Here is a 20,640-nt window from a genome sequence, read left to right as displayed (position 1 = left end):
TGAAATAGAAATGAGGAATTGACATGCTGACCTTCCAGGAGAAACTGGACATCATTGAAACATTCGATAAGCTCACAAGAAAAGATGTGTCGTTAAATCGGGTGAACTTTCACTTTGAAGACAGTCTTTATGATAAAACCATCGTTGTCTACCACCTGCATCCGAACGGAAACGGATTTGTCTATACGGGGAACCTTCCCCAATATGATGCCAATGCAAAAGGGCTCGTGAACATTCGTGATTTTGCCGAAGAGGAGCTCCGCGAAATCATCACCGCTTCTATCTCATACTTATCAGAAGAGGAAGAAAACGAGCCTGCTGTCGAACAAACGTGGAAGGATTCCGATGGCCATACCCTTCTCCTCGTGGAAGAAGATGACCGCTGGAATATTTACGCCGGTGAAAATCTGGAAGACAGCTTCGGCGGCTATGATGAAGCCGCTTTGTATTTGAGGGAAGAAGGATTTAAGATCCGATAAATAATTTTTTCTAGAAAATATCCCGTCACATCAATGAGGGACAACCTGCGGGGCAACAAGGTCCATTCCCCTGTTTGCCCATGTGTGAATATACTGGGGATAACTGCCCAATTAAAAGAGAAGGAGAGTTTCAGATGAAAGTATTAGCGCTGCTCGGGAGTACGAGAAAAGACGGAAACTCCGAATACCTTGCCAAAAAAATCGTCGAGGGAACCGACCATACGATTGTGTCGCTTGCAGATTTGGATATCAAGCCGATCGTGGATATGAGACATACAGAAGAAGGATTCGCACCTGTCGAAGATGATTATGAAGAACTCGTAGAATTGATCCAGGAACACGACGTCCTACTGTTTGCCACTCCGCTCTACTGGTACGGGATGAGCGGGCCGATGAAAAACTTCTTCGACCGCTGGAGTCAATACTTACGTGATGAACGATTTAATCTGAAAGAAGAGCTGACCAGGAAAAAAGCCTATGTCGTCATCAGCGGCGGACCGAGTGCCCGTATTAAAGGGCTTCCTCTTGTTCAGCAGTTCAATTACATCTTTGAATTCGTGAATATGGAATTTGCAGATTATATGATCGGTGCCGGTGTACGTCCGGGTGAAGTGTCGGCCGACCTTGCCGCGCTTGAAAAGGCGGAGCGCTGGAATGCACTGTTCAGATAAAGAAACATTCCGGTTCAGCCCTGATATTTGATAAAGCTGAACACAATTGCAGTGAAGGATGATCCCCAGGGTCGTCCTTTTTTGTTTATTCAGCCTCCAGTTGGAAACATTATGACTATACCAACCATCCGGAGGCACAACATGAATTTACCAACCATCCATACAAACATCTGGGATGCGATCATCGCCATCCCCATCATCATACTCATCACACAGGTCATCAAGCTGACTCTGAAACCCCCGGCCTTCCTGGTCCCCATTATCGCGGTCATCCTCGGACTTCTCATTTCCATTTTCATCAGCCATAGGGGCCATCTCGTGGTCGGGATCTTCATGGGCTTCTTTTACGGATATGCAGCAATCGGAAATTATGCTTCGTTAAAGACCACCGTCCTCGCCTGCCGGAAACAGCGGGAAATCGTGGAATGAGGAGCACATTGGCAGGTTTAGCCCAAACCTCAATAGTAAAAAGTAAGAGTGTTCAAATTTTAAATGGGAGTGATCAGGATGGAACCATTATACACAGCAAAAGCAACCGCTAACGGAGGCCGGCAGGGAAAGGTAAAAAGCAGCGACGGGGTATTGGAATTTGACCTGGCCATGCCAAAATCCCTCGGGGGCAGCGGGGGTGAAGGGGCGACAAACCCTGAGCAGCTCTTTGCAGCAGGATACTCAGCCTGTTTTGACAGCGCTTTGAACCTCGTTGCCGGACAGGAGAAAAAGAAGATTGACTCCGAAGTCACTGCAGAAGTTTCGATCGGAAAAGATACAGACGGAGGATTCAAGCTCTCAGTCGTCCTCTCGGTTTCAGTCGGCGGCGTAGAATTGGATGAAGCGAAACAACTTGTGGAAAAAGCGCATGGTGTCTGCCCTTATTCAAAAGCGACAAGGGATAACATTGAGGTCAAACTGAATACATCCACTCATTAAGACTGTGGCAGTAGGCTGAGACAAAAGTGTTTTAGTAGAAGTAAAACCCGAACTAAATTGCCTGCTAGAAGTCAATTTAGTTCGGGTTATTAATTTGAATGTACGTGTTAAATGTTAGCTATTCCTAGCGGTTGATTGGAGTGCAAGCCGAAGACTCCTGCGGGAAGAGTAGCTAATGTGAGACCCCGCAGGAACGCATGTGACGAGGAGGCTCACGGGCTACCCGCGGAAAGCGAAGTCTTGCACGGAAATCAATAGCGGTGATTAAAGCTCATTTTAGTTTTGTTCCAGCTTCTTTTTTTTATGTCGGACACGTTTCAATCCCTTTTTAAGAGGGAATCAAATACTCACAAAGAAGCTGACAGTTAGGGGATAAAGAAAATGGAATTACATAATGGAAAATTATTTTGGCCGACCACTTATAATGATACAGAAAAAGAGTTCGATACTCATTACGATGTCGCGATCATCGGCGGAGGCATGTCCGGGGCGCTCTGTGCCTATGTGCTTTCCCGTGAAGGGTTGAAAGTGGCCATCATTGAAAAAAGGCAGCTTGCTTCCGGCAGTTCTTCTGCTAACACCGGGCTTCTGCAATTTTCAAATGATATCATGCTCCATGAATTGATCGACGAAATCGGTGAAGAGCAGGCGGTCCGATTTTATAAGTTATGTCAGGAAGCCGTCGGCCACTTGGAAGAAGTGGCTATGACCCTGCCTGTCTCACCGGAATTCACCCGCAGGAAGAGCATCTATTATGCAAGCTCTCCGCTGCACCTGCCAAAGCTGAAGAAAGAATATAAAACTTTGAAGGAGCACGGTTTCCCGGTGGAATACTGGTCCAAAAAAGATATGAAGGAACATCTGCCGTTCTCCAAATCCGGTGCACTGATCACCCATGGGGACGCGGAAGTAAATCCGTTCCGGTTTGTGAATGGAATCTTCGAATATTTGAAGGAACATAACACGACAGCCTTCGAAGGAAGAGAAGCGATTGAAGTAAAGGAAGACGGCGAAAAGGTCATCATCGAAACGAACAAGGGGACATTGACCGCTTCTCACGTCGTGCACTCGACCGGTTATGAAACCCCGCCGCTCGGCGAAAACATCGGGACCGAAATCAATCGGTCCTATGCCATCGCCACCAAGCCAGTCGATGATTTGTCACAGTGGCATGAACGGGCACTTATCTGGGAGACGGACAGACCTTATTTGTATCTGCGCACCACCGTGGATAACCGGATCATTGCCGGCGGCCTCGATGAAGACCCGGCGGAAGCCCCGCAAAGCATGGAAAAAATCAAGAAACAAGGAAAAAGGATTGAAAAAGAAGTGCAGAAGATGTTTCCCGATTTAAATGTTGAAATGGAATATGCCTGGGGTGCAAGTTTCGGTGAATCCCTCGATCACCTTCCGTATATCGGAAGGCATCCCGATAAAGACAGGATCTACTATTTACTCGGCTACGGCGGGAACGGCACGGTGTACAGCATGCTCGGCTCCCGCATATTAAGGGATCTGATACTAAACCGTCCGAATCAGGATGCAGAAATCGTAAAGCTTGCCAGATAATAAAAGGCAGAAGACCTTCCCGTCTTCTGCCTTTTTATTTTTACGGATTAACCATCCCCGACACTTTTGTATACACTATCGTAGAACTCAAAGAGTAGGCGATTTACATGGGAAGTGAGTTTAAAGCCACATTTGGAGCATGGATTCAAGCGATAGGGACAGTTCTTTCCGCGATAGGAAATACGCCCATCAAGTCTGTGCCGGAGGAGTCCCTCCAAAACATCGACATTGTCGGAAATGAACTCCAGGCTACAGGCAATGCCCTTGAAGCTGATGTCATCAACGATCCAGGCAGCTTGACGAAGATCGGCAACCAAATTCAAGCCATAGGAAACCTGACCGTCATGTCCGGCCTGATGATTGACTTTAATGAAGTGACGAAGCAGGAACTCGATATCAAAGGAAATCTCCTTCAGGCATTAGGCGGGGCTGCCGCTGTTGCTGATTCCCTTGATGAAGAACGGACGCTGGATGAATTGCTTTCGATCTATGGAAATGCCCTGCAGGTAATCGGCAACTCGTTACAGGCCATTTCAGGTATCCTCGAACTAAACAACGAAGACAGCGGGGACTTGAATGTAATCGGAAGCTGGACCCAGGCTGTCGGATCGATCCTGTCCGCTTTGGTTCAAAATCAATCCTCCTCTTCATCCAGCAGTACACCTGCAAGCAATTCATAAGATCTCAATTTGTCTTCAAAATCAGATACATTCGTGATAATCATGAATTCATCGGTCCCATAGATTTCATTAAGCAAATATAGCTCCTTTTTCACTTTTTCAGGAGTTCCCACAATCGCACGTTTGCGATTTTCTCTTACTTTCTCCATCTCCCTGGAGGTAAATATCCGGCTTTCCGCTTCTTCCTTCGACGGAATGCGGGTATCAATTCCCCTTTCCACTTCCAATAACCAAATATCCTGACTTTTTGCGATTTGTTCAGCTTCTTCCTGGGTCGGCGCACAGACGACGAATATGCAGACATTGGTGAGCGGGGATTTTAAACCAGCAGAAGGCCGGAATTGATCGTGATAGTAGTCAAGCGCCTTCTTCCCGTTCGAAGGATTGATAAAGTGGCCATAAGTAAAAGCCGTACCATTCTCGGCAGCAACCCTTGCGCCCCGATGGGTGATCCCGAGAATCCATATATCCGGCGGTGTATCTACATAAGGATAAGCCTTGACTCCCGGCTCCCCATGAAGGAAATGCTGAAGCCTTTCCACCTGCCCGGGAAACTCATTCATGCTTTTTTTCAAGCCATCCGTCAGTGCCAGGCGTGTCTCATAAGAACCGCCGGGTGAACGCCCGATCCCAAGATCAATCCTTCCCGGGAAGAGGGTCTGGAGCACCTTGAAATCCTCTGCAATTTTATAGGGGCTGTACTGAGGGAGCAGCACCCCGCCGGATCCAATTTTCATGCGGTTTGTCATAGAAGCAAGATGCGAAATCAGCACTTGCGGCGCTGAACCTGCCATGCCGTTCGTATTGTGATGCTCCGCTACCCAGAACCTGGTATAGCCCAGTTCCTCAGTGAACTTGGCAAGCCTCACCGTCTCTTCGAATGCCGCCCCCGCGTCCTGCCCTTTTGTGATGACTGATTGATCAAGCACACTCAATTTCATGTTGTTCCCTCCAAAAAAGCTATTGATATGTATAGTATCCCACCAACTCCGCTTCTTTTTAAAAAGTTCTGCCTGACTGGTATACTTTGCAAGTTTCTCATCACACTAAACAACAAACAGACAACAGGAGGAATGACCATGAGAAAAAGAACCCCGAACCTTTCAAAAGAAAACAATGTCGCGCCCACTTATGATGAAGAACAATCCTTCGGCGAAGACGCTACGGAAGAGGAAGTGAAAAATGGGGAAGCCACGATGGTGACCCGGCTTGTTTATGATGAGGTCGATCCAAGCGAAGGATGAAGAATGGTCGAAAGCCGCCCTTGGTGATGGGGGCGGCTTTTCATTTTACCCGTTAGATACCGTCTCGTTTTTTCCAGTATCAGACCAATTCATGAAACTTTTCAGCTTACACCATTAAGTACATCTTATTGCCTGAAGGGTCTTCTGTAGAGAGACTGCCGTCCTGGCCGGTTTCCACTTGATATCCGAGTGTTTTCAAGCGTGATGCGGCTGCCTCCCTCTCATCCTGACTCGGAAAATGAACATTGAATGACTGCAGGCCAACGCTGTTTTCCGCAGGTTTCGGCGCACCGGTACCGTTCCATGTATTCAGTCCAATATGATGATGGTAGCGGCCAGTGGACAGGAACAGAGCCTGATTCCCCAAGGACGACACGACTTCAAATCCCAGCCCTTTTGTATAGAAATCGGCTGTTTCATCGAGGTCTGCAGCATGCAGATGAATATGCCCCATCAGTGTTTGCGGGGGCAGCCCTGTCCATGGCTCCCCTTCTCCTTCAGCTAAAATGGCCCTGGCATCAATCGGATCGACTGCCATTTCCACCTGTCCTCCCTTCCACGTCCAATCGGATGAAGGTTTATCCCAATAGACCTCTATTCCATTTCCATCAGGGTCATTCAAGTAAAGTGCTTCACTCACCAGGTGATCGGATGAACCCAAAGGAATATTCAATTGAGCAAAATGCTGTAAAATTCTTCCCAGGTCCGCTCTTTCCGGTAATAATATTGCAAAATGGTACAGGCCTGTCGTTCCCCGCTGATTTGGGATGACATTTTCCGGCTGTTCTATTGTAAGCAGCGGTGTTTGACCATCAGCAGTCAAGGATGCTTTATTTTGTGATTGATCCAATACTTTGAACCCTATGACCTCCTGATAAAAATTCAGTGAACGTTGGAGGTTTTCTACCTTTATGGTTACTTCACTTACATGTGTATGTGGATATTGGTGAAAGTTCATTTTATAAACTCCTTTCATTATTGACTGACATTCGTTTGAAAAAGCTTGGAATCCAATGAAAAAGACGCCGGTTTATCAAGGATGAAATATACGGACATTGCAAGAAGTGCAAAGTCGAGTTCATAACCCGCACCTTGACCATTCCCTAAGAAGCCTCCCGCTAGCTTCACTTTAGCGATTGCACCTATCATAATAATGGCAAAAAGAACTGCCGTCACTCTAGTGCCGAATCCGAGAATCATCGCGACTCCGCCGATCAATTCAATCAGCGCAACCACATATGCGGCAAACCCGGGAAGTCCCAATGTCTCGAAGAACCCCGCCGTATTTTCGATGCCTCCTTGAAACTTCACAAGACCGTGAATGAAAAACGTCAAACCTAAAGCAATCCTTAAAATCAGTGCCCCTATTTGTTGAGTATTCATTTTTGCTTCTTCCTTTCTTTTTGAATATAATATAATAAAGTTAGTAAGTTACTTTATGTAACTAATATTATTTTAGTAACTAAATTTTGTCAAGTAACTAATTTATAGTTTATTAGTAAGTATGGTATACTAAGAGTATGAACAAAGGAGTGGTAATGGTGAATACATCTGAAATTTGCCCGCGGTTCGAAAAAGCGATCAGCATCCTGAGCCAGCGATGGACCGCCCTCATCATCTATCAACTGCTTTCCGGCCCGCAGCGGAACTGCACCATCAAGGACGGTATCGGCATAAGCGGAAGACTCTTATCTGAACGCCTCAAGGACCTTGAAGAAGAAGGCATCGTCGAACGGAAAGTCTATCCGGAAACCCCGGTGAGAATTGAATACTCCCTTACTGAAAAAGGATATTCATTGGAACCGCTGATGAAAAATATTGAAAAATGGTCCCAGGAATGGATTGAGAAGGAATGATGGACTCGTCACTTATTTGTGGCGGGTTTTTTGATTGGTTTTGTCTGGGGATTTTGTTTGGTGAGGTGGGTGAGGTCGTAGGTGGTGGCTTTTTTGGTGCCGGTTGTAGGGAGGTTGAGGGATTTTAAAAGTCTTTTGGCAACGTATCTTGATTCAATATTAAGAAATCTTCTTGCTTCTACATTTGTGATTGTCGAGTTAATTAGCAACTGGTAATCAATTAACGCTTGGATATGTCCATTTGTATTTTTATTTTTGCATTTAATACAGAACCAGGAACCGTGTTCTCTGACAAGTGGACTATGATTACACGTCTCACATATTACCCCTTGTCTGATTTCTCTTGGAGAGAGATTAAATCTTTCTAAAATTGAATGGTCTGCCATCACATGTTTTTTCTTTAACAATCGAATCAATTTTTTAATTTCTTTGTCATTGTAATTTTCATATGGGTGGGATTCTTCATATTTGTGGATTTGCATAGGGAGAAGATAGCGGTGTAAAACTTTGGAGTTAAGGTTGTTATTATTGGCAGAAGTATTAATAATTGTTTTATCATTACTTATTACTACCAGGCTTAGAATAGGGATAGGTGAAAAGCCATTTTGCTCTAGCCATTTTTTAAATTGCATTTCTTGTCTTTGTTGTTGGATTTGAGGATCTGGGAAAGCTAATTTCTGATCATCTTTCATCTGAATTAACTGACTGAAAACAGGGTCAAAGTAGATACTGCCAGCTAAGTTTTTCACTTCGATGAAGAGAATATAATGTTTGGATATTACCAAAGTATCGATTTGAAAGAAGTTATTGTTTATTTGTAGGCGAAGGCCGTGGAAAATCAGATAATCTTTAGGATCGAGGAGACTGAGTGGATAATCGAGTGCTTCTTCTCCTTTGTAGCCAGCTGACCTTCGGTTAAGTTCGTCTACTAGCACTTGGATTTTTGGATGATTTAGAGGAAGTCTTCTGAGTAAAGCTTGCAACTTCAGTATAATTCTAGGTATTTCGCGGTCTTGTATAATCATTTCATCACTCCAATCTGAAATATCTAAATTATTTATTCTTCAAATAGGTGTGAAACCCTTTAATTTTAGTAAGAAATTACAAATTAATGCTTCCGGAGTAGTTATATGGGCGCTATTTTCATTTAAGGGCGAACTATTGAATATAAGGGCGCTATTATAATTTTAAGGGCGAACCTCCGATTTCCCGTCAAAACCGACACTAAATCGACACTTCCTGCCATGCCCTTTCCTCAAATCCTAACAAAATCACCCAACCCACGAATAAGAATGACAATCATTATCAATACTATCTAAAAACAAGACAACCACGCCAATGGTTGCCTGCCGGAACTTCATTCAAAATGAGTTCCTTATTTCAGTAATCGCATCAATTACATACCAGGTTCAAATGTCTTACAATCGGTTTCTTCGCTGTTATGTGCTTTGTTCCCCTTGTGGCTCACGACGAAGATTTGGTCGGCTGAGCATTTTTTGCCTTCTTTGTTGTATTTGCAGTTGCTTACTTCACATAGTACATCTTGTGCCATGTTTCTTCACCTCCTCAGTTATCATTAGAGTTCACTTTTTTACATCTGTTCATACCTTGAGGTGTTAAAAAACCTATACCCCAATGTTCGCTATCATAACCATCCCTTTCCCGCCATATAATCAGAAAAGATACGAATATGACAAGGGGGTATTCACGTTTGGAGCAGAGACGTTTGTATCATGTGCAGAATCTTGCGTTTGAGATCATGGATGAGATGAATGCCGACAGCGAGCTCGGAAATAAGGTTAATCTGAAGCATGTCGTCGACCATTTGTCGAGGGCGATCGGGAGTCTGGCCGATCCTTCTGGTACATTTTCACTGGATTATGTGGAAGAAAAAATTGCAGCTGCTCATTACACTGTTTTTCGAAATGAAAAGAAGCTTGCGTGTTTGAAAATTAAAGCACCTGCCGTTAAATAAAAAAAGCCTGCCCAAGCTGGTTGCAATCAACCGCTTTGGGTAGTTTTTTTAAATTTATTAAAGGATTTCTGCCTTTCCTTCAGAAATCTTATTAAAAGAGGTAAGAAAGGCAGGTTACATAAAATGAAGCAAATTCCTATTGCGCTGCAGATGTATACTCTTCGGAACGAAGCCGAGAACGATTTTACAGGTACTTTAGAAAAAGTCGCCCAGTTTGGCTACGAAGGGGTCGAGCTGGCAGGTTACGGCGATTTAACGGCGAAAGAACTAAAACGGGTGCTCGATGATCTCGGGCTGGAAGCAGCTTCAAGTCATATCGCGCTTTCTGAATTAAGAGCGGATGCCGCTAAAGTCATTGATGATCAAAAGGAATTAGGCTCGAGCTTTGTGGTGTGCCCGTATCTTCAGCCTGAAGAAAGAACGGAAAAGGATTATTTCCGGTTGATTGATGATTTGAATGATATCGGAGAAAAATGTGCGAGTGAAGGCATCTCTCTTTGTTATCACAATCATGATTTTGAGTTAAAAACGTTGAGTAATGGACGCACGGCATTAGAGACCATCCTGAGTGAAACAAACCCCGATTGGGTCAAAGCTGAATTTGATATTTACTGGTTGACCTTTGCAGGGGAAAGACCTGATAAATGGCTGGAGCGCTACGGGGACCGCTCCCCTCTTGTTCACCTCAAAGACATGACCACGGATGGCGAACGCTTTTTTGCGGAACTCGGAACTGGCGGGGTAGATCTGGAATCTGTGCTCGAGTCCGGGAATGGAGGCGGCATAGATTGGTGGATCGTCGAGCAGGATGAGTGCAGTACTTCTCCACTTGAAAGTGTCCAAAGAAGCTTGGAGTATTTAAAGAAAAAGAGATGATAAACGACGAAAGGAACTTCCCGGCAGGAAGTTCCTTTTATCATTGAACCGCGACAACCTTTCTCATTTCATGGACATCCAGTCCAAAAGCAGTATGCAGAATCCCGGCGGCCCGGTGCATATCATGTTGTGGTACGGCAGCGGTGACGCTTCCAGGCAAGTCCTCGATGAGCTTGAATTCAATGTGTTCAGCAGCCAGCACTTGGGCGGCTTTTCCCTGGATGACAGGATGGGTGCGGATGTTGCTTCCGATGACCGCTACTTTTGCCAAATCGCCCTGTGTAGTGAACCGAGGAAACTTGAGCTCTTCTGAAAGTAGCTCCAGCGATTCTTTCACATCATTGTGTTGAACGAGCAGTGTCAGTTCGCTTTCCGGTTGATCTTTGAAAAAATCACACTCGATGTTCCGGGTTGAAAGGGCCGATCTGATTGCTGACTGAACTTCGCTGCCGCCCTCCAATCCACTGAGGGTGATGCTTGTCCTTTCGCCTTGAAAGACGATTCCGATGACTGGGTACCTGTCTGAGCGTCGGGAGGAGTGATTGATGAATGTTCCCCTCTCTTTCGTCAGGCTGGAACGCACCACCATCGGGATTCCATGCTTTTTCGCGTGTTTAACAGACCTTGGATGCAGGACACCCGCTCCTCTTGCTGCCAGGTTCAGCATATCATCGTACGTGAGGGATGAAATTTTGGCAGCTTTCTTGATATATCGGGGGTCTGAAGTGTACACACCATCGACGTCCGTATAGATATCACAGCGTTCTGCCCCAAGCTGGGCTGCGAGTGCCGCTGCTGTAGTATCGGAGCCCCCTCTTCCCAATGTAGAAATATACCCTTCTTCGGTTATACCTTGAAAACCAGCCACCACGACGATTTTTCCGGCATCGAGCTCTCTTAAAATCGGCTCCCCATCAATCGTTTTGATTTTGGCATTACCGTGGACTGAATCTGTATGGATGCCTGCCTGCCCGCCGGTGAAAGAAATCGAGTCCGATCCTTTTTCCTGAAGGGCCATGGCAAGGAGGGCGATCGTCACCTGCTCCCCTGTTGAGAGGAGCATGTCCATTTCTCTTTTTTCCGGCTGTGTGGTCACTTCGCTTGCAAGCTTTGTCAGGGTATCCGTGGTGTCCCCCATGGCTGAAACGACCACGACGACATCATTTCCCCTGTTTTTTTCCTCTATCACCCTTGAAGCCATCCGTTTGATATGTGAAGCAGAACTGACAGAGGTCCCTCCGAATTTTTGTACGATTATACTCATATGCTAAACCTGCTTTCTTGAGGATCTGGTCCTGATCCGTTTTAATCTCCCTAATATCCGAATCCGACGCCTTCGTCTGCGTCAGGCTTCCGGTGAGTGAGTTTTGTTAAACTGTTTCTTTCACCTGGAATAACGCAAGCGCATTATTCACCTTGCCGAATTCTGAAGCATGCGGGCGGTCATCGCCGTCTGAATATCCGTAATCCACCATGCGGTTGCGGTTCAGGCAAAGCTTCGTCAGCTGCGGCTTGAAGAAGTCAAACAGTTGGAAACGCTCCTTCAGCTCAGGGAATCGGTCCTGATAATCCTGAATGGACTGTGCGAGCATACCCCAGAATGTCTCTTCCTCCATAAGTTCATGGTTCACGAGAATGTTGCTCAGGTAGCGCAGATGGCAGATGAACAAGCCGGTGAAGATGAATTGAGTCAATCCTTCCGGCGGCTCGCTTCTCAGCACCTCTTTGAATTCTTTCGATAAACCACGCAGTTCAGGGAAGTCCTGATCTGAAATGTTGACATCATCGACAAAGTCTTTGATCGCTAACCGGTGCGGAACGGAATTCTTCAGTACGACGATGGTGTTCTGACCGTGCGGCGAAAACACTGTCCCATACTGATACAAGTAGTGAAGCAGCGGCTCCATGACCACCTTGAAAAATGTCTTCATCCATTCGTCCGCCTGAAGCCCGGAGTCTTCAATCAAACTCTGCACATATGGTTTATTGTCATGATCTTCATATAAAAGCGCTGCAAGCGTGATGGCTTGTTCACCTTCATCTAGATACGTATAGATGCTTTCCCTCCAGATCGTCCCGAGCATCTCAAGGTATTGATAAGGAGCCTGTTTTACCCCCGTATAGTAACGATGATCGACATTCATGCTGGCGTTTTCACCCGGCAGGATGACGCGGCACTCCTCTTTCAGGAACGAATCGTTGTCAGCGATCCCTTTGATGAGTTCTGTCACCTGCGGGGCAATCAATGTCCGTTCAGACGGCAGCCCTCTGTATACGAGCGTATTCAGGATGCTCATCGGAAGCTTGACGTGATGCTTCTCTTTGTTCGTCCTATTCACGAATGTCCGGATCGACTGCTGAGGAAGGTAGCTGTCGTTTCCTTCCCCTAGAGGGATGATCGATTTTTCGGCAAGCTCTTCCGGGAAGTTCTGTATCAGGACATTTTCCCACTGCCATTCATGTACCGGCATGAAATAATAGTCTTCAGGATTGGCGCCTTGATTCTGCACCACTGTTTCAAAAGAAATTTGTTCTGCTTCAGACAGTTCCGAACCAAGAAGGTCTTCATACTTCAACCCATCGACCGATTGGAATGAAGCGATTTTTTTCGCCACGGCAATCCAGGAAAGACGGATTTCGTTGCCATGTTCGGGTGCATAACGGAGATAATCGTCGTATCCGAAACCGATGCGGCCCTTGTTGTATGTAATCCACGGATGGCCGGTCATGAAGCCCTCGAGCTCTGCATAGTCGACATGGATAAGCTCGTCTGATGATTTCGAATCTTTTTCGAGCAGGTGGGCATCTGCAATCAAGGTGGCGTTCAGTTCTTTGATCAGATGTCCAATCGTCTCGGATGACATCGGGATGATCCCCTGAAGATCGACCAGCAGCTCGATGGCACTCTCTGCCGGCTTCGTTTCTTCTCCTGCTGCAATGTCAATCGTGCCCCACTTCACATCAAAGCTGTCAAAGAACCGTTTCTCTGCCTGGAAGCGATACTGTTTGTCCGGTGAAACCTGCAAAGAATACGTGATCGCCTTACCATCTTCGCTAAGTATCTCAGGCTGAATCATATCTTCATACATGTATTCCGATAACATTTTTGCAATCAGTTTGCGGTTGACCTTTTTCCAGTTGTCTTTGTTTAATACATTTTGTAATTCGCTGGCAAATTGCATGGGATCCCTTCTTTCTGTCTGTTTTAGTTGCTGTTTTAAAAGTGAGATTGTATGTTTATCACTGTTGTTGGTTTACGTGCAGGACTTCGCATTCCGCGGGAGTCTGTGTCTTGTGTTGACCCATTATAGAATCCAGCGTCAAAAACAGTGAAATTTGAGTATTTTCTATAGGAAAAACATGTTTTTCGTCTTACTCGCTATAAAATCTATTTAGCCCCTTTACTCTTTTGGACACCTACTTCTATAGATATTAAGATAGAAGTATCAAAGGAGGAGCCAAAATGAGTAAACGAAATGGACCAATGGAAGAAGTGAAAAAACAATACGTTCGCATGGCGCTGGAATCAGGTAATATGGCTTTTATCGCTAGGAAAACAGGAGTCAATCAGTCCACTCTTAGTAATTGGGTAAAGCAGTATCGTGATGAGATTGAAGCTGAGATGGAAAAAGAGGGTGTAACTCCTCTATCCAAGTCTTCTTCTGAAAGTGATATCCAGAAGAAATACGATCATGCCATGAAATTACTCGGTGAGAAGGAACTTGAAGTTACGATGCTTAGAGAAATGCTAAAAAAAAAGTTTCCGGACTTTCCGAGCGAATAGCCTTTGCCCATGAATGGATCCAGGCTGGTTTTCCTGCCAAACGTGTTTTAAAGATTGCTTCCGTAGGACGTTCAACGTATTACTATAGGGTTTCTAACCCCACTGTGAAACGGGAAACCACGGGGGGAAGACCAATCCCTGGATTCTCCATGAACACCAAAGGAAAGAGAGTTAAAGATTCTTTAATAAAGAAGTACTTAATGAAATTGATTGATGGTGAATCAGCTGTATATGGGTACCGTAAGCTGACAAGGGCCTTAAGAAAAAAATACAAACTAATCATTAATAAAAAGAAAGTCTACAGATTGTGTAAAGAGCTAGATATCTTGATGCCTCAAAGAGAAAAGAACCCAAAATATCCTAGAAAACTAGCTAGAAACCGTTCTGTTAATGGTCCTAATCAGTTATGGCAGCTAGATATTAAGTATGGGTATGTGCTTTCTTCAAGGCGTTATTTCTTCCTGGCTAGTGCTATTGATGTCTACGATCGTACGATCGTAGGTCATTACAGAGGTACTGTGTGCGAAGCCAAACATATCACCAAAATGCTTCAGAAGGCTATTATGAAACGAAATATTCATATCCCCGACTCTGAAGATCAAATAGCTGATAACTCCACTAAACTAATTATCAGGACTGATAACGGTCCACAATTCTGTAGTCATCATTTTCAGGATTTTTGTAAGGAACAAATCGTGATTGAGCACGAAAGGATCCCACCGAAGTCACCTAATATGAATGCTTATATTGAGTCTTTTCATAGTGTACTGGAACGAGAGTGTTATCAAAGAAATGAGTTTATAAACTTTGAACATGCTTATAAAAAGGTCGATAATTATATCCAGTTTTACAATGAAGAACGATATCACGGCAGTTTGATGGACTATTCACCAAAAGAGTATTTTGAGAAATATATGGACAATCAAGTAAAACCAATCACATTAACCATGTGACCTCAATGTTTTTGAACAGGTTTCCTGTTTGAAAACATTGAGGCCAGCAAGCGAAAGCGCGGTAGAAAGATGAAAAACTAAGTAACCCTAAGAAAAGTGGAGTATGTGTCCAAACTTAGGGGGTTAAACCGAAATTCATTCATTTTCCACTATAAAAACGTATTTCCCACTGAAATCTTCAAATTTGAACTTACCTGCCTTAAACTCAAAAGGCTTTATTATCGAAAACGGAACTTTTATTATCGAAATCAAAAGATTTATTATTGAAAATCAACTTTTTATTATTGAAACGGCGAAGCCTTTTATTGAAAATTTTTTATTGCAATCGAAAACGCACACTTATTAGTAAATCTACACATTTATTAACAAAACACGCAGGAGCTTACCCAATCCAAGTCCGCCACTCCCACCGGCGTCTTCCTTACATGCTTGGAACGCCCGCCGCGGCCCGTTCCTCCACTCCAAATCTCTGAAACACATTCTTCGTCTGCACCGGATATACTTCCCTCCCGGCTAATTGATTGATGATGACTGCATTCCGGTGTGCGCCGAGTCCAAGGTCCGGTGCCCCGACACCATGGGTGTGCATCTCCCCGTTTTGAACGAAGATGCTGCCTCCATCTCCGAAGAGTGTCTCCAGGCGGTAATCCTTCGTGATCTTGAATCTGCCGGCGCCATCATATGCCAGGTCATCCTTTATCCCTGACAGAAACGACGGCACTGCTGTTTTGTATCCTGTCCCGAAGATGATGACATCGGTCTCTTGTGTGAATCCCTCTTCTTTTACTTGGTGACGCCCGCTGAGCGAGTATCCGCGGCCGCTTGCTTCAAGACCGGTGATTTCCGTCATTGCCTGCAGCTCAATCGGAGGGTATTCACTTCCGATCGAGCGCTCGTACAAATAGTCATAGATTTCCGCGATCGTGTCCGCGCTGATCCCTTTATAAAGGAGGTCCTGATCCTTAAGGAGGACGTCCTTCTTCTCCTGCGGGAGGCTGTAAAAGAAATCTGTGTAATCGGGTGAAAAGTATTCAAGGCCGAGCTTTGAATACTCCATCGGGAAGAATCCCTTGGAACGGGTGAACCAGTTCAAGGTGAAGCCGTGGTTCTCCTGTTCTTTTGCCACATCCAGGAATACTTCAGCGGCGCTCTGTCCTGAGCCGATGACCGTCACCGACCGTGCCCCTTTGCAGATGTCTTTTTTCTCCAAGTACTCAGAGGTATGGAAGACACTGCTTCCTAAATGTTCCTTGAAGCACTCCGGTACAGAAGGAACCGATCCGATCCCCATCACGAGTTGGCGCGTCACGAACCGCTCTTCATTACGCGCCGCGTCATTCCAAACCCATACCTCATATCCGTTCCCGCCGTCTTCCAGCGCTAGGGGTTCAACCCGTTCCACTTCCATCCCAAACCGGCACTGCGGCAGCTGATCGGAGACCCAGCGGCAATAATGGTTGTATTCTTTTCTCGGTATATGGAATTTCTCAAGAAAATAAAAATGATACAAACGGTTGTGAGCCTGTAAATAATTCAGGAAGCTGTATTTGCTCCTGACATCGGCCATCGACACCAGGTCCGCGAAAAACGGCACCTGCAGGGTCGTCCCGTCGATCAGCATCCCGGGATGCCAATTGAATTCCGTTTTCTTTTCCAGAAACAGTGCCTTCATATCCGGCACTTCATCAAGCAAGGCTGCCAATCCTAAGTTGAAGGGCCCGATCCCGATGCCGATCACGTCATAGATTTCATTTTCATTCATGGGGTCCACCTCTTTTCGAATTCTCCCCGCTCACATGTCATGAGCAGTCCGGTTTTATCGGGCAGTTCTACAGAGCCATTCGGTTCAAAACCGCATTTCTTAAACACATGGATCATTTTTTCATTCCGGATGTCCGGTTCCGCCATGACTTTTTCAGTGCGTTCATCCTGGAATTGAAACCGGACCATCTCCCTTAACAGCGGCAATGAATATCCTTTTCCTAAAAATTCTTTATCACCGATCAAGAGATGGACGCCCTGGTCATGGGGAGCGGCGCCATACATCTTTTCAAGCACATCCCCCTTGACCCAGTAGGCCTCCCAGTAACTCATCGGAACATCATCCAAACACCCGATAAAAAGAGTATGATGATCATCGTTCAATGCTTTTTTCAAATGTTCCCTGAACTTATCAATAGGTATGTTGAGATTCCAGAACGGATGGACATGGTCCTCCGTCATCCAGGTGTGAATCATGTCCACATCCCGCTCGAACTCCACTTTTCTAAAAGAAATCTTTCTTCCGATTTCTTCGTCATAAAACTCATAGCGCATGGAGGATCTCCACCTCTCCCGCAATCGGGTTCTTCACCATCGTATAGACGGACTGCGATTCCATCGGTCCGACAAGCTCATCCATGTCATAAAAACGGGTCAGCAGATTGGCTTTGCACGGAAGAACCGGCTGATACAGCAGGCTGCTCAATAGATCGGAAGGCATTGTTTCTTCATGCTTCTGCAGCCGTTCCTTCAAGACCCTGATCAGCTCCCCTTCCTTGATCAAACCGCTGACTCCAAAGCCGTTGATGAGACCGAACAGGTGATTGAAGAAGAAGTAATATCTCAGGCGCTCTTCCGCTACGTCATCAGCACAGATCGTATCGCTCATTGTACTGAGTTCAGGCAGCAGCTCCATCAATTTATCCGCCTTCGATTCACTGTAGTAGTATCCCTGGTTGTCGCGGTAATAGAAGGTTTCAGGGTAGCCGCCCCCGAGCTTGATGACCGAGTTCTGCTGATGGGCCTCAAGCGCGATTCCATAGGTGTTAAACAGCCAGATCATCGGGTCGAGTGTCAGATCCAGGTAACGGTTGAACCAGTCGATGCTCACTTCTTCCACCGAACGGTTTTCACGGCCGGCGATCCCTTTGATGATCGAAAAGAGCCTTGGTTCCCCCCCGAAGGCATGGTCTTGGCACAGCCCTGCAACCAGGCTGACATTTTTGCTATTTTCATAGAAAGGATTGTCGCGGATCACCACTTCAAAGCCTGAGAGTTCAGTCTCCGACACAAGATTCAGGTAAGCCGGATCTTCTAATATCCGAAAGTTGGGAAAATTCTTCTTGATACTTTGCCCAACCTCAGTCTCCAGAAGTCTCGAAACCTCCACTCCCCTTGCAAGTTCCTTCGCCTGGTTGATGCGAAGGGAGTTTGTGATTTTGACAGGTACAGAGAATTTATACATATATTTAGAGTCTTTGCTGTACACACTTCTGAATGATGAAGTGCCCGTAAACGTCTTGCCGGCGGGACCTACATACTGAAGCGAACCATCCGCTAGCCTCGTTTGCACTTCAGGCTTCTCCATTAATTCCTTCACTTGGAGCGGATGAACCGGGAGCAGTATTTTTTCATCTTTTTTCATGATTTCTTCGAGCCAGTCCTGATCGACTTCGCTGTCATTCTGCAATTCTTCGAAAATAATTGAAGCAGCAGACTGCGGACGGCTGGAATCTTGGAGAACCAGTGATTTCTCCGCTGCAAAATAGTGAAGCTGGAACTCTCCCTTACGCTCTGGAGAATAAGCCGCATCCTCCGTTTCCGTCAGACCCTGTTTGCTTTTCGGGGTCGGATGAAGCAGGTGCCCGAATAATAGGGACTGCTCCGCTTTAATGAATTCAAAGTCTTCATCTTTAAGTGACTCTGCGTCTTCCACCCGGTCCTCCAGGTATGTTTTGATGTTGCGGCAGCTCAGGATGACACGGTAAACGAGTTCATCCTCGGCTCCCGTGAAGCTTTTATCCAATAAAAATTCTTTTACGATGAGCGAAGTAAGCGTGATATAGTCGATCGGCTGCAGGTCTTCGCTTCCAGCGGTACGGTAGTAGATCGGGAAAGCGAATAAATGGCGGTCTGTATCAGACCAGTATGTCATCCCGGCGACTAATTCGATTTTCTGAAGGACCAGTTTGGAGATGATTACTTTTTCCACTCCTGCCGTATTGAATAAAGGATGACCCTCATACTGTGGAGCTTCTTCAAAATTCCCCGTCTCCCTTAAATAACAATTCAAAAAGCTTTGTATCGTCGCGTTCTCCGCTAGTTGCTTCGTGTCATACACCGGCCAAACCTCCGTTCAATAATTGAGTTGCAGTCTTATCTATTTCATCCATCAGCTCGTGGATATCTTCTTCACTTGTTCTGGGATTCAGGAGAGTCAGCTTCAGAAAGGTTTCTCCATCTACGCTTGTCTTTGCGATGACTCCTCTTCCTTCATGCAGAAGCGACTGCTGTATCGCCCTGTTCAGTAAATCAAGGTCGATGCCGATTTCAGTCTCCGGCTTATACCTGAAGATGATGGTGTTGATTTCAGGATGTTTATTTTTGAGGTCGATGTTGCTAAGACCTTCAAGATATCCTGCCGTATAGCGGGCAAGCTCCATGGTCCGGTCGATCATTTTGCCAAAGGTTTCGATCCCCACTGTCTTGAGCGAAAGATACAGCTTCAAGGCATCGAACCTCCTGGTTGTTGAGGTTGATTTCGTTACCAGATTCACGATCCCATCATCTTCATCTTTCTCGGGATTTAGATAATCCGCGTGATGGGACAGGAATCCAAAATGCCTGCGGTCCTTGACCATGAACGCCCCGCAGCTGACAGGCTGATAAAATAATTTATGAAAATCGATGGCCATCGAGTCTGCTTTTTCAAGGTCTTCAAGCTTATCGCGGTGAGAATGGCTCAGGAGCAATCCTCCCCCGAACGCTGCGTCCACATGGAACCAGAGGCCTTTTTCCTCTGCGAGGGAAGCGAGTTCCGGCAATGGATCGATGCTTCCGAAATCAGTGGTACCGCATGTAGCGACGATGGCGAACGGCAGCATGCCGTCTTCCTCCAGCCTCTTCAGTACAGCTTGTACATCCTTCATGCACATGCGATGGTGTTCGTCCGTTTTCACCGTGATGACAGCCTGGTCTCCCAGACCGAGCTGGGAGGCTGACTTCTTCACGGTAAAATGGGCATCTTCCGAACAAAGGATGCGCAGCCGATGAAATTCAGGCGGCAATCCCTGCTTTTGTACGTTATGGCACCATTGGATATGGCAGAATGAATCCCTGGCAAGCAGCAGCCCCATGTAGTTCGATTGTGTACCGCCGCTTGTGAACACACCGTCTGACTTTTCAGGGTAACCCATCGTTTCTTTCAGCCATTCCACCATTCCTTCTTCTACATAGGTAGCGGCCGTGCTCTGATCCCAGGAGTCCATGGACTGATTCAAAGTACCGATGATGCATTCACCGATGATCCCCGGGAGAAGCGGCGGACAATGCAGATGGGCCATGCTCTTTTCATGTGAGATATGAAGGCTGTTCCTCAGGACGGGACCCTCGATATCATCCAGGACTTCCTGAAGCGGGAGGCCTTCACTTGAAAAATTCATGATCCCGGCAATTTCCTTTTCGATTTCAGCCGAGGTCTTTCCAATGAAAGGCTGTTCGGTATCGCTGTAAACTTCTTTCAGTTTATTTCTGACTTGTTCCATTCCTTTTTCAAAAGCGGCCAGCCCTTCTTCCCCCTGATGGAGGAAGAAAGAGTCAAACGCCGTCTTTTTATTTTTAAGCATTATGCCTGTACTCATAA

At 45.8% G+C, this 20,640-nt stretch carries 23 protein-coding genes; 12 read left to right on the top strand and 11 right to left on the bottom strand.

Translation table 11 applies throughout. The features are described from left to right. The first annotated feature begins 23 nt into the window (after positions 1-23). The 6 genes from HWX64_RS15350 to HWX64_RS15325 all read left to right on the top strand — a co-directional run bounded on the left by HWX64_RS15350 (position 24) and on the right by HWX64_RS15325 (position 4,329). Positions 24-479: a hypothetical protein gene (locus HWX64_RS15350; protein WP_175990401.1), complete on the top strand. Its 456-nt coding sequence runs from the start codon at positions 24-26 to the stop codon at positions 477-479. A 134-nt stretch (positions 480-613) separates the two neighbouring features. Further along, a complete protein-coding gene (locus tag HWX64_RS15345) occupies positions 614-1,150 on the top strand; it encodes a flavodoxin family protein (protein ID WP_175990400.1) in 537 nt (178 codons plus the stop codon). Positions 1,151-1,291: 141 nt separating this feature from the next. Beyond that, positions 1,292-1,579: a hypothetical protein gene (locus tag HWX64_RS15340; RefSeq protein WP_175990399.1), complete on the top strand. Its 288-nt coding sequence runs from the start codon at positions 1,292-1,294 to the stop codon at positions 1,577-1,579. Between the two features lie 78 nt (positions 1,580-1,657). Beyond that, positions 1,658-2,080 (top strand): organic hydroperoxide resistance protein, encoded by a 423-nt coding sequence (locus tag HWX64_RS15335; protein ID WP_175990398.1) that lies wholly within the window; start codon positions 1,658-1,660, stop codon positions 2,078-2,080. Positions 2,081-2,461: 381 nt separating this feature from the next. Continuing rightward, positions 2,462-3,649 (top strand): FAD-binding oxidoreductase, encoded by a 1,188-nt coding sequence (locus HWX64_RS15330; RefSeq protein WP_175990397.1) that lies wholly within the window; start codon positions 2,462-2,464, stop codon positions 3,647-3,649. A gap of 107 nt (positions 3,650-3,756) precedes the next feature. Continuing rightward, positions 3,757-4,329: a DUF6944 family repetitive protein gene (locus tag HWX64_RS15325; RefSeq protein WP_175990396.1), complete on the top strand. Its 573-nt coding sequence runs from the start codon at positions 3,757-3,759 to the stop codon at positions 4,327-4,329. Here the strand turns inward: HWX64_RS15325 and HWX64_RS15320 are convergent. Continuing rightward, positions 4,284-5,270: an LLM class flavin-dependent oxidoreductase gene (locus HWX64_RS15320; RefSeq protein WP_175990395.1), complete on the bottom strand. Its 987-nt coding sequence runs from the start codon at positions 5,268-5,270 to the stop codon at positions 4,284-4,286. The genes HWX64_RS15325 and HWX64_RS15320 overlap by 46 nt on opposite strands. Before the next feature lie 138 nt (positions 5,271-5,408). Between HWX64_RS15320 and HWX64_RS15315 the strand changes: the two genes are divergently transcribed. Then, positions 5,409-5,573: a hypothetical protein gene (locus HWX64_RS15315; RefSeq protein ID WP_169792821.1), complete on the top strand. Its 165-nt coding sequence runs from the start codon at positions 5,409-5,411 to the stop codon at positions 5,571-5,573. 106 nt (positions 5,574-5,679) lie between these two features. Here HWX64_RS15315 and HWX64_RS15310 read toward each other — a convergent pair whose 3' ends face one another. Together HWX64_RS15310 and HWX64_RS15305 are read right to left on the bottom strand one after the other, a co-directional pair. Further along, positions 5,680-6,531 (bottom strand): VOC family protein, encoded by an 852-nt coding sequence (locus tag HWX64_RS15310; RefSeq protein ID WP_175990394.1) that lies wholly within the window; start codon positions 6,529-6,531, stop codon positions 5,680-5,682. Positions 6,532-6,548: 17 nt separating this feature from the next. After that, positions 6,549-6,956, bottom strand: a complete 408-nt coding sequence (locus tag HWX64_RS15305) for a DoxX family protein (RefSeq protein ID WP_175990393.1) — start codon at positions 6,954-6,956, stop codon at positions 6,549-6,551. A 158-nt stretch (positions 6,957-7,114) separates the two neighbouring features. Here HWX64_RS15305 and HWX64_RS15300 point away from each other — a divergent pair, with 158 nt between their 5' ends. Then, the gene (locus HWX64_RS15300; RefSeq protein WP_175990392.1) at positions 7,115-7,429 is read left to right on the top strand and encodes a helix-turn-helix domain-containing protein; all 315 of its coding nucleotides are present in this window, start codon (positions 7,115-7,117) and stop codon (positions 7,427-7,429) included. Between the two features lie 8 nt (positions 7,430-7,437). On the opposite strand, the gene HWX64_RS15295 is transcribed toward HWX64_RS15300, so the two are convergent. Beyond that, positions 7,438-8,454 (bottom strand): nuclease-related domain-containing protein, encoded by a 1,017-nt coding sequence (locus HWX64_RS15295; RefSeq protein WP_175990391.1) that lies wholly within the window; start codon positions 8,452-8,454, stop codon positions 7,438-7,440. A gap of 371 nt (positions 8,455-8,825) precedes the next feature. Then, a complete protein-coding gene (locus HWX64_RS15290; RefSeq protein WP_071620538.1) occupies positions 8,826-8,981 on the bottom strand; it encodes a DUF1540 domain-containing protein in 156 nt (51 codons plus the stop codon). A 159-nt stretch (positions 8,982-9,140) separates the two neighbouring features. Between HWX64_RS15290 and HWX64_RS15285 the strand changes: the two genes are divergently transcribed. Further along, the gene (locus HWX64_RS15285) at positions 9,141-9,404 is read left to right on the top strand and encodes a hypothetical protein (protein ID WP_175990390.1); all 264 of its coding nucleotides are present in this window, start codon (positions 9,141-9,143) and stop codon (positions 9,402-9,404) included. Between the two features lie 123 nt (positions 9,405-9,527). Continuing rightward, complete coding sequence (locus tag HWX64_RS15280) at positions 9,528-10,280, top strand: sugar phosphate isomerase/epimerase (RefSeq protein ID WP_175990389.1); 753 nt, start codon at positions 9,528-9,530, stop codon at positions 10,278-10,280. 40 nt (positions 10,281-10,320) lie between these two features. On the opposite strand, the gene HWX64_RS15275 is transcribed toward HWX64_RS15280, so the two are convergent. Together HWX64_RS15275 and HWX64_RS15270 are read right to left on the bottom strand one after the other, a co-directional pair. Further along, entirely contained in the window at positions 10,321-11,544 is a 1,224-nt protein-coding gene (locus HWX64_RS15275) for an aspartate kinase (RefSeq protein ID WP_175990388.1), read from the bottom strand. 106 nt (positions 11,545-11,650) lie between these two features. Then, a complete protein-coding gene (locus HWX64_RS15270) occupies positions 11,651-13,462 on the bottom strand; it encodes an IucA/IucC family siderophore biosynthesis protein (RefSeq protein ID WP_175990387.1) in 1,812 nt (603 codons plus the stop codon). Between the two features lie 281 nt (positions 13,463-13,743). On the opposite strand from HWX64_RS15270, the gene HWX64_RS15265 reads away from it, so the two are divergent. Beyond that, positions 13,744-14,064: a transposase gene (locus HWX64_RS15265; RefSeq protein ID WP_175986392.1), complete on the top strand. Its 321-nt coding sequence runs from the start codon at positions 13,744-13,746 to the stop codon at positions 14,062-14,064. Then, a complete protein-coding gene (locus tag HWX64_RS15260) occupies positions 14,061-15,017 on the top strand; it encodes an IS3 family transposase (protein WP_175989736.1) in 957 nt (318 codons plus the stop codon). The genes HWX64_RS15265 and HWX64_RS15260 overlap by 4 nt, the downstream gene beginning before the upstream one ends. A 421-nt stretch (positions 15,018-15,438) precedes the next feature. Here HWX64_RS15260 and HWX64_RS15255 read toward each other — a convergent pair whose 3' ends face one another. Genes HWX64_RS15255 through HWX64_RS15240 form a run of 4 tightly spaced genes read right to left on the bottom strand, consistent with a single transcriptional unit; the run spans position 15,439 to position 20,638 of the window. Next, on the bottom strand, positions 15,439-16,779 hold the full coding sequence (locus tag HWX64_RS15255) for a lysine N(6)-hydroxylase/L-ornithine N(5)-oxygenase family protein (RefSeq protein ID WP_175990386.1): 1,341 nt from the start codon (positions 16,777-16,779) through the stop codon (positions 15,439-15,441). Continuing rightward, entirely contained in the window at positions 16,776-17,306 is a 531-nt protein-coding gene (locus tag HWX64_RS15250) for a GNAT family N-acetyltransferase (RefSeq protein WP_175990752.1), read from the bottom strand. Before HWX64_RS15250 ends, HWX64_RS15255 begins: the two co-directional genes overlap by 4 nt. Positions 17,307-17,322: 16 nt before the next feature. Next, the gene (locus HWX64_RS15245) at positions 17,323-19,119 is read right to left on the bottom strand and encodes an IucA/IucC family siderophore biosynthesis protein (protein WP_175990385.1); all 1,797 of its coding nucleotides are present in this window, start codon (positions 19,117-19,119) and stop codon (positions 17,323-17,325) included. Further along, positions 19,112-20,638, bottom strand: coding sequence for an aspartate aminotransferase family protein (locus HWX64_RS15240; protein WP_254871165.1), 1,527 nt, complete (start codon positions 20,636-20,638; stop codon positions 19,112-19,114). Before HWX64_RS15240 ends, HWX64_RS15245 begins: the two co-directional genes overlap by 8 nt. Positions 20,639-20,640 lie beyond the last annotated feature (2 nt).

This window comes from Bacillus sp. Marseille-Q1617, assembly GCF_903645295.1.
Classification (GTDB): Bacteria; Bacillota; Bacilli; order Bacillales; family Bacillaceae_B; genus Rossellomorea.
The sequence above is the reverse complement of the archived record's forward strand: the minus strand, read 5'-3'. Positions and strand labels throughout refer to the sequence as shown.

Bases quoted from the DNA above. Each gene is read 5' to 3' on its own strand.
- HWX64_RS15270 (WP_175990387.1), bottom strand. From the start codon at position 13,462: ATGCAATTTGCCAGCGAATTACAAAATGTATTAAACAAAGACAACTGG.
- HWX64_RS15315 (WP_169792821.1), top strand. From the start codon at position 5,409: ATGAGAAAAAGAACCCCGAACCTTTCAAAAGAAAACAATGTCGCGCCC.
- HWX64_RS15340 (WP_175990399.1), top strand. From the start codon at position 1,292: ATGAATTTACCAACCATCCATACAAACATCTGGGATGCGATCATCGCC.
- HWX64_RS15255 (WP_175990386.1), bottom strand. From the start codon at position 16,779: ATGAATGAAAATGAAATCTATGACGTGATCGGCATCGGGATCGGGCCC.
- HWX64_RS15335 (WP_175990398.1), top strand. From the start codon at position 1,658: ATGGAACCATTATACACAGCAAAAGCAACCGCTAACGGAGGCCGGCAG.
- HWX64_RS15280 (WP_175990389.1), top strand. From the start codon at position 9,528: ATGAAGCAAATTCCTATTGCGCTGCAGATGTATACTCTTCGGAACGAA.
- HWX64_RS15240 (WP_254871165.1), bottom strand. From the start codon at position 20,638: ATGAGTACAGGCATAATGCTTAAAAATAAAAAGACGGCGTTTGACTCT.
- HWX64_RS15305 (WP_175990393.1), bottom strand. From the start codon at position 6,956: ATGAATACTCAACAAATAGGGGCACTGATTTTAAGGATTGCTTTAGGT.
- HWX64_RS15290 (WP_071620538.1), bottom strand. From the start codon at position 8,981: ATGGCACAAGATGTACTATGTGAAGTAAGCAACTGCAAATACAACAAA.
- HWX64_RS15350 (WP_175990401.1), top strand. From the start codon at position 24: ATGCTGACCTTCCAGGAGAAACTGGACATCATTGAAACATTCGATAAG.
- HWX64_RS15345 (WP_175990400.1), top strand. From the start codon at position 614: ATGAAAGTATTAGCGCTGCTCGGGAGTACGAGAAAAGACGGAAACTCC.
- HWX64_RS15295 (WP_175990391.1), bottom strand. From the start codon at position 8,454: ATGATTATACAAGACCGCGAAATACCTAGAATTATACTGAAGTTGCAA.
- HWX64_RS15265 (WP_175986392.1), top strand. From the start codon at position 13,744: ATGAGTAAACGAAATGGACCAATGGAAGAAGTGAAAAAACAATACGTT.
- HWX64_RS15310 (WP_175990394.1), bottom strand. From the start codon at position 6,531: ATGAACTTTCACCAATATCCACATACACATGTAAGTGAAGTAACCATA.
- HWX64_RS15325 (WP_175990396.1), top strand. From the start codon at position 3,757: ATGGGAAGTGAGTTTAAAGCCACATTTGGAGCATGGATTCAAGCGATA.
- HWX64_RS15275 (WP_175990388.1), bottom strand. From the start codon at position 11,544: ATGAGTATAATCGTACAAAAATTCGGAGGGACCTCTGTCAGTTCTGCT.
- HWX64_RS15320 (WP_175990395.1), bottom strand. From the start codon at position 5,270: ATGAAATTGAGTGTGCTTGATCAATCAGTCATCACAAAAGGGCAGGAC.
- HWX64_RS15330 (WP_175990397.1), top strand. From the start codon at position 2,462: ATGGAATTACATAATGGAAAATTATTTTGGCCGACCACTTATAATGAT.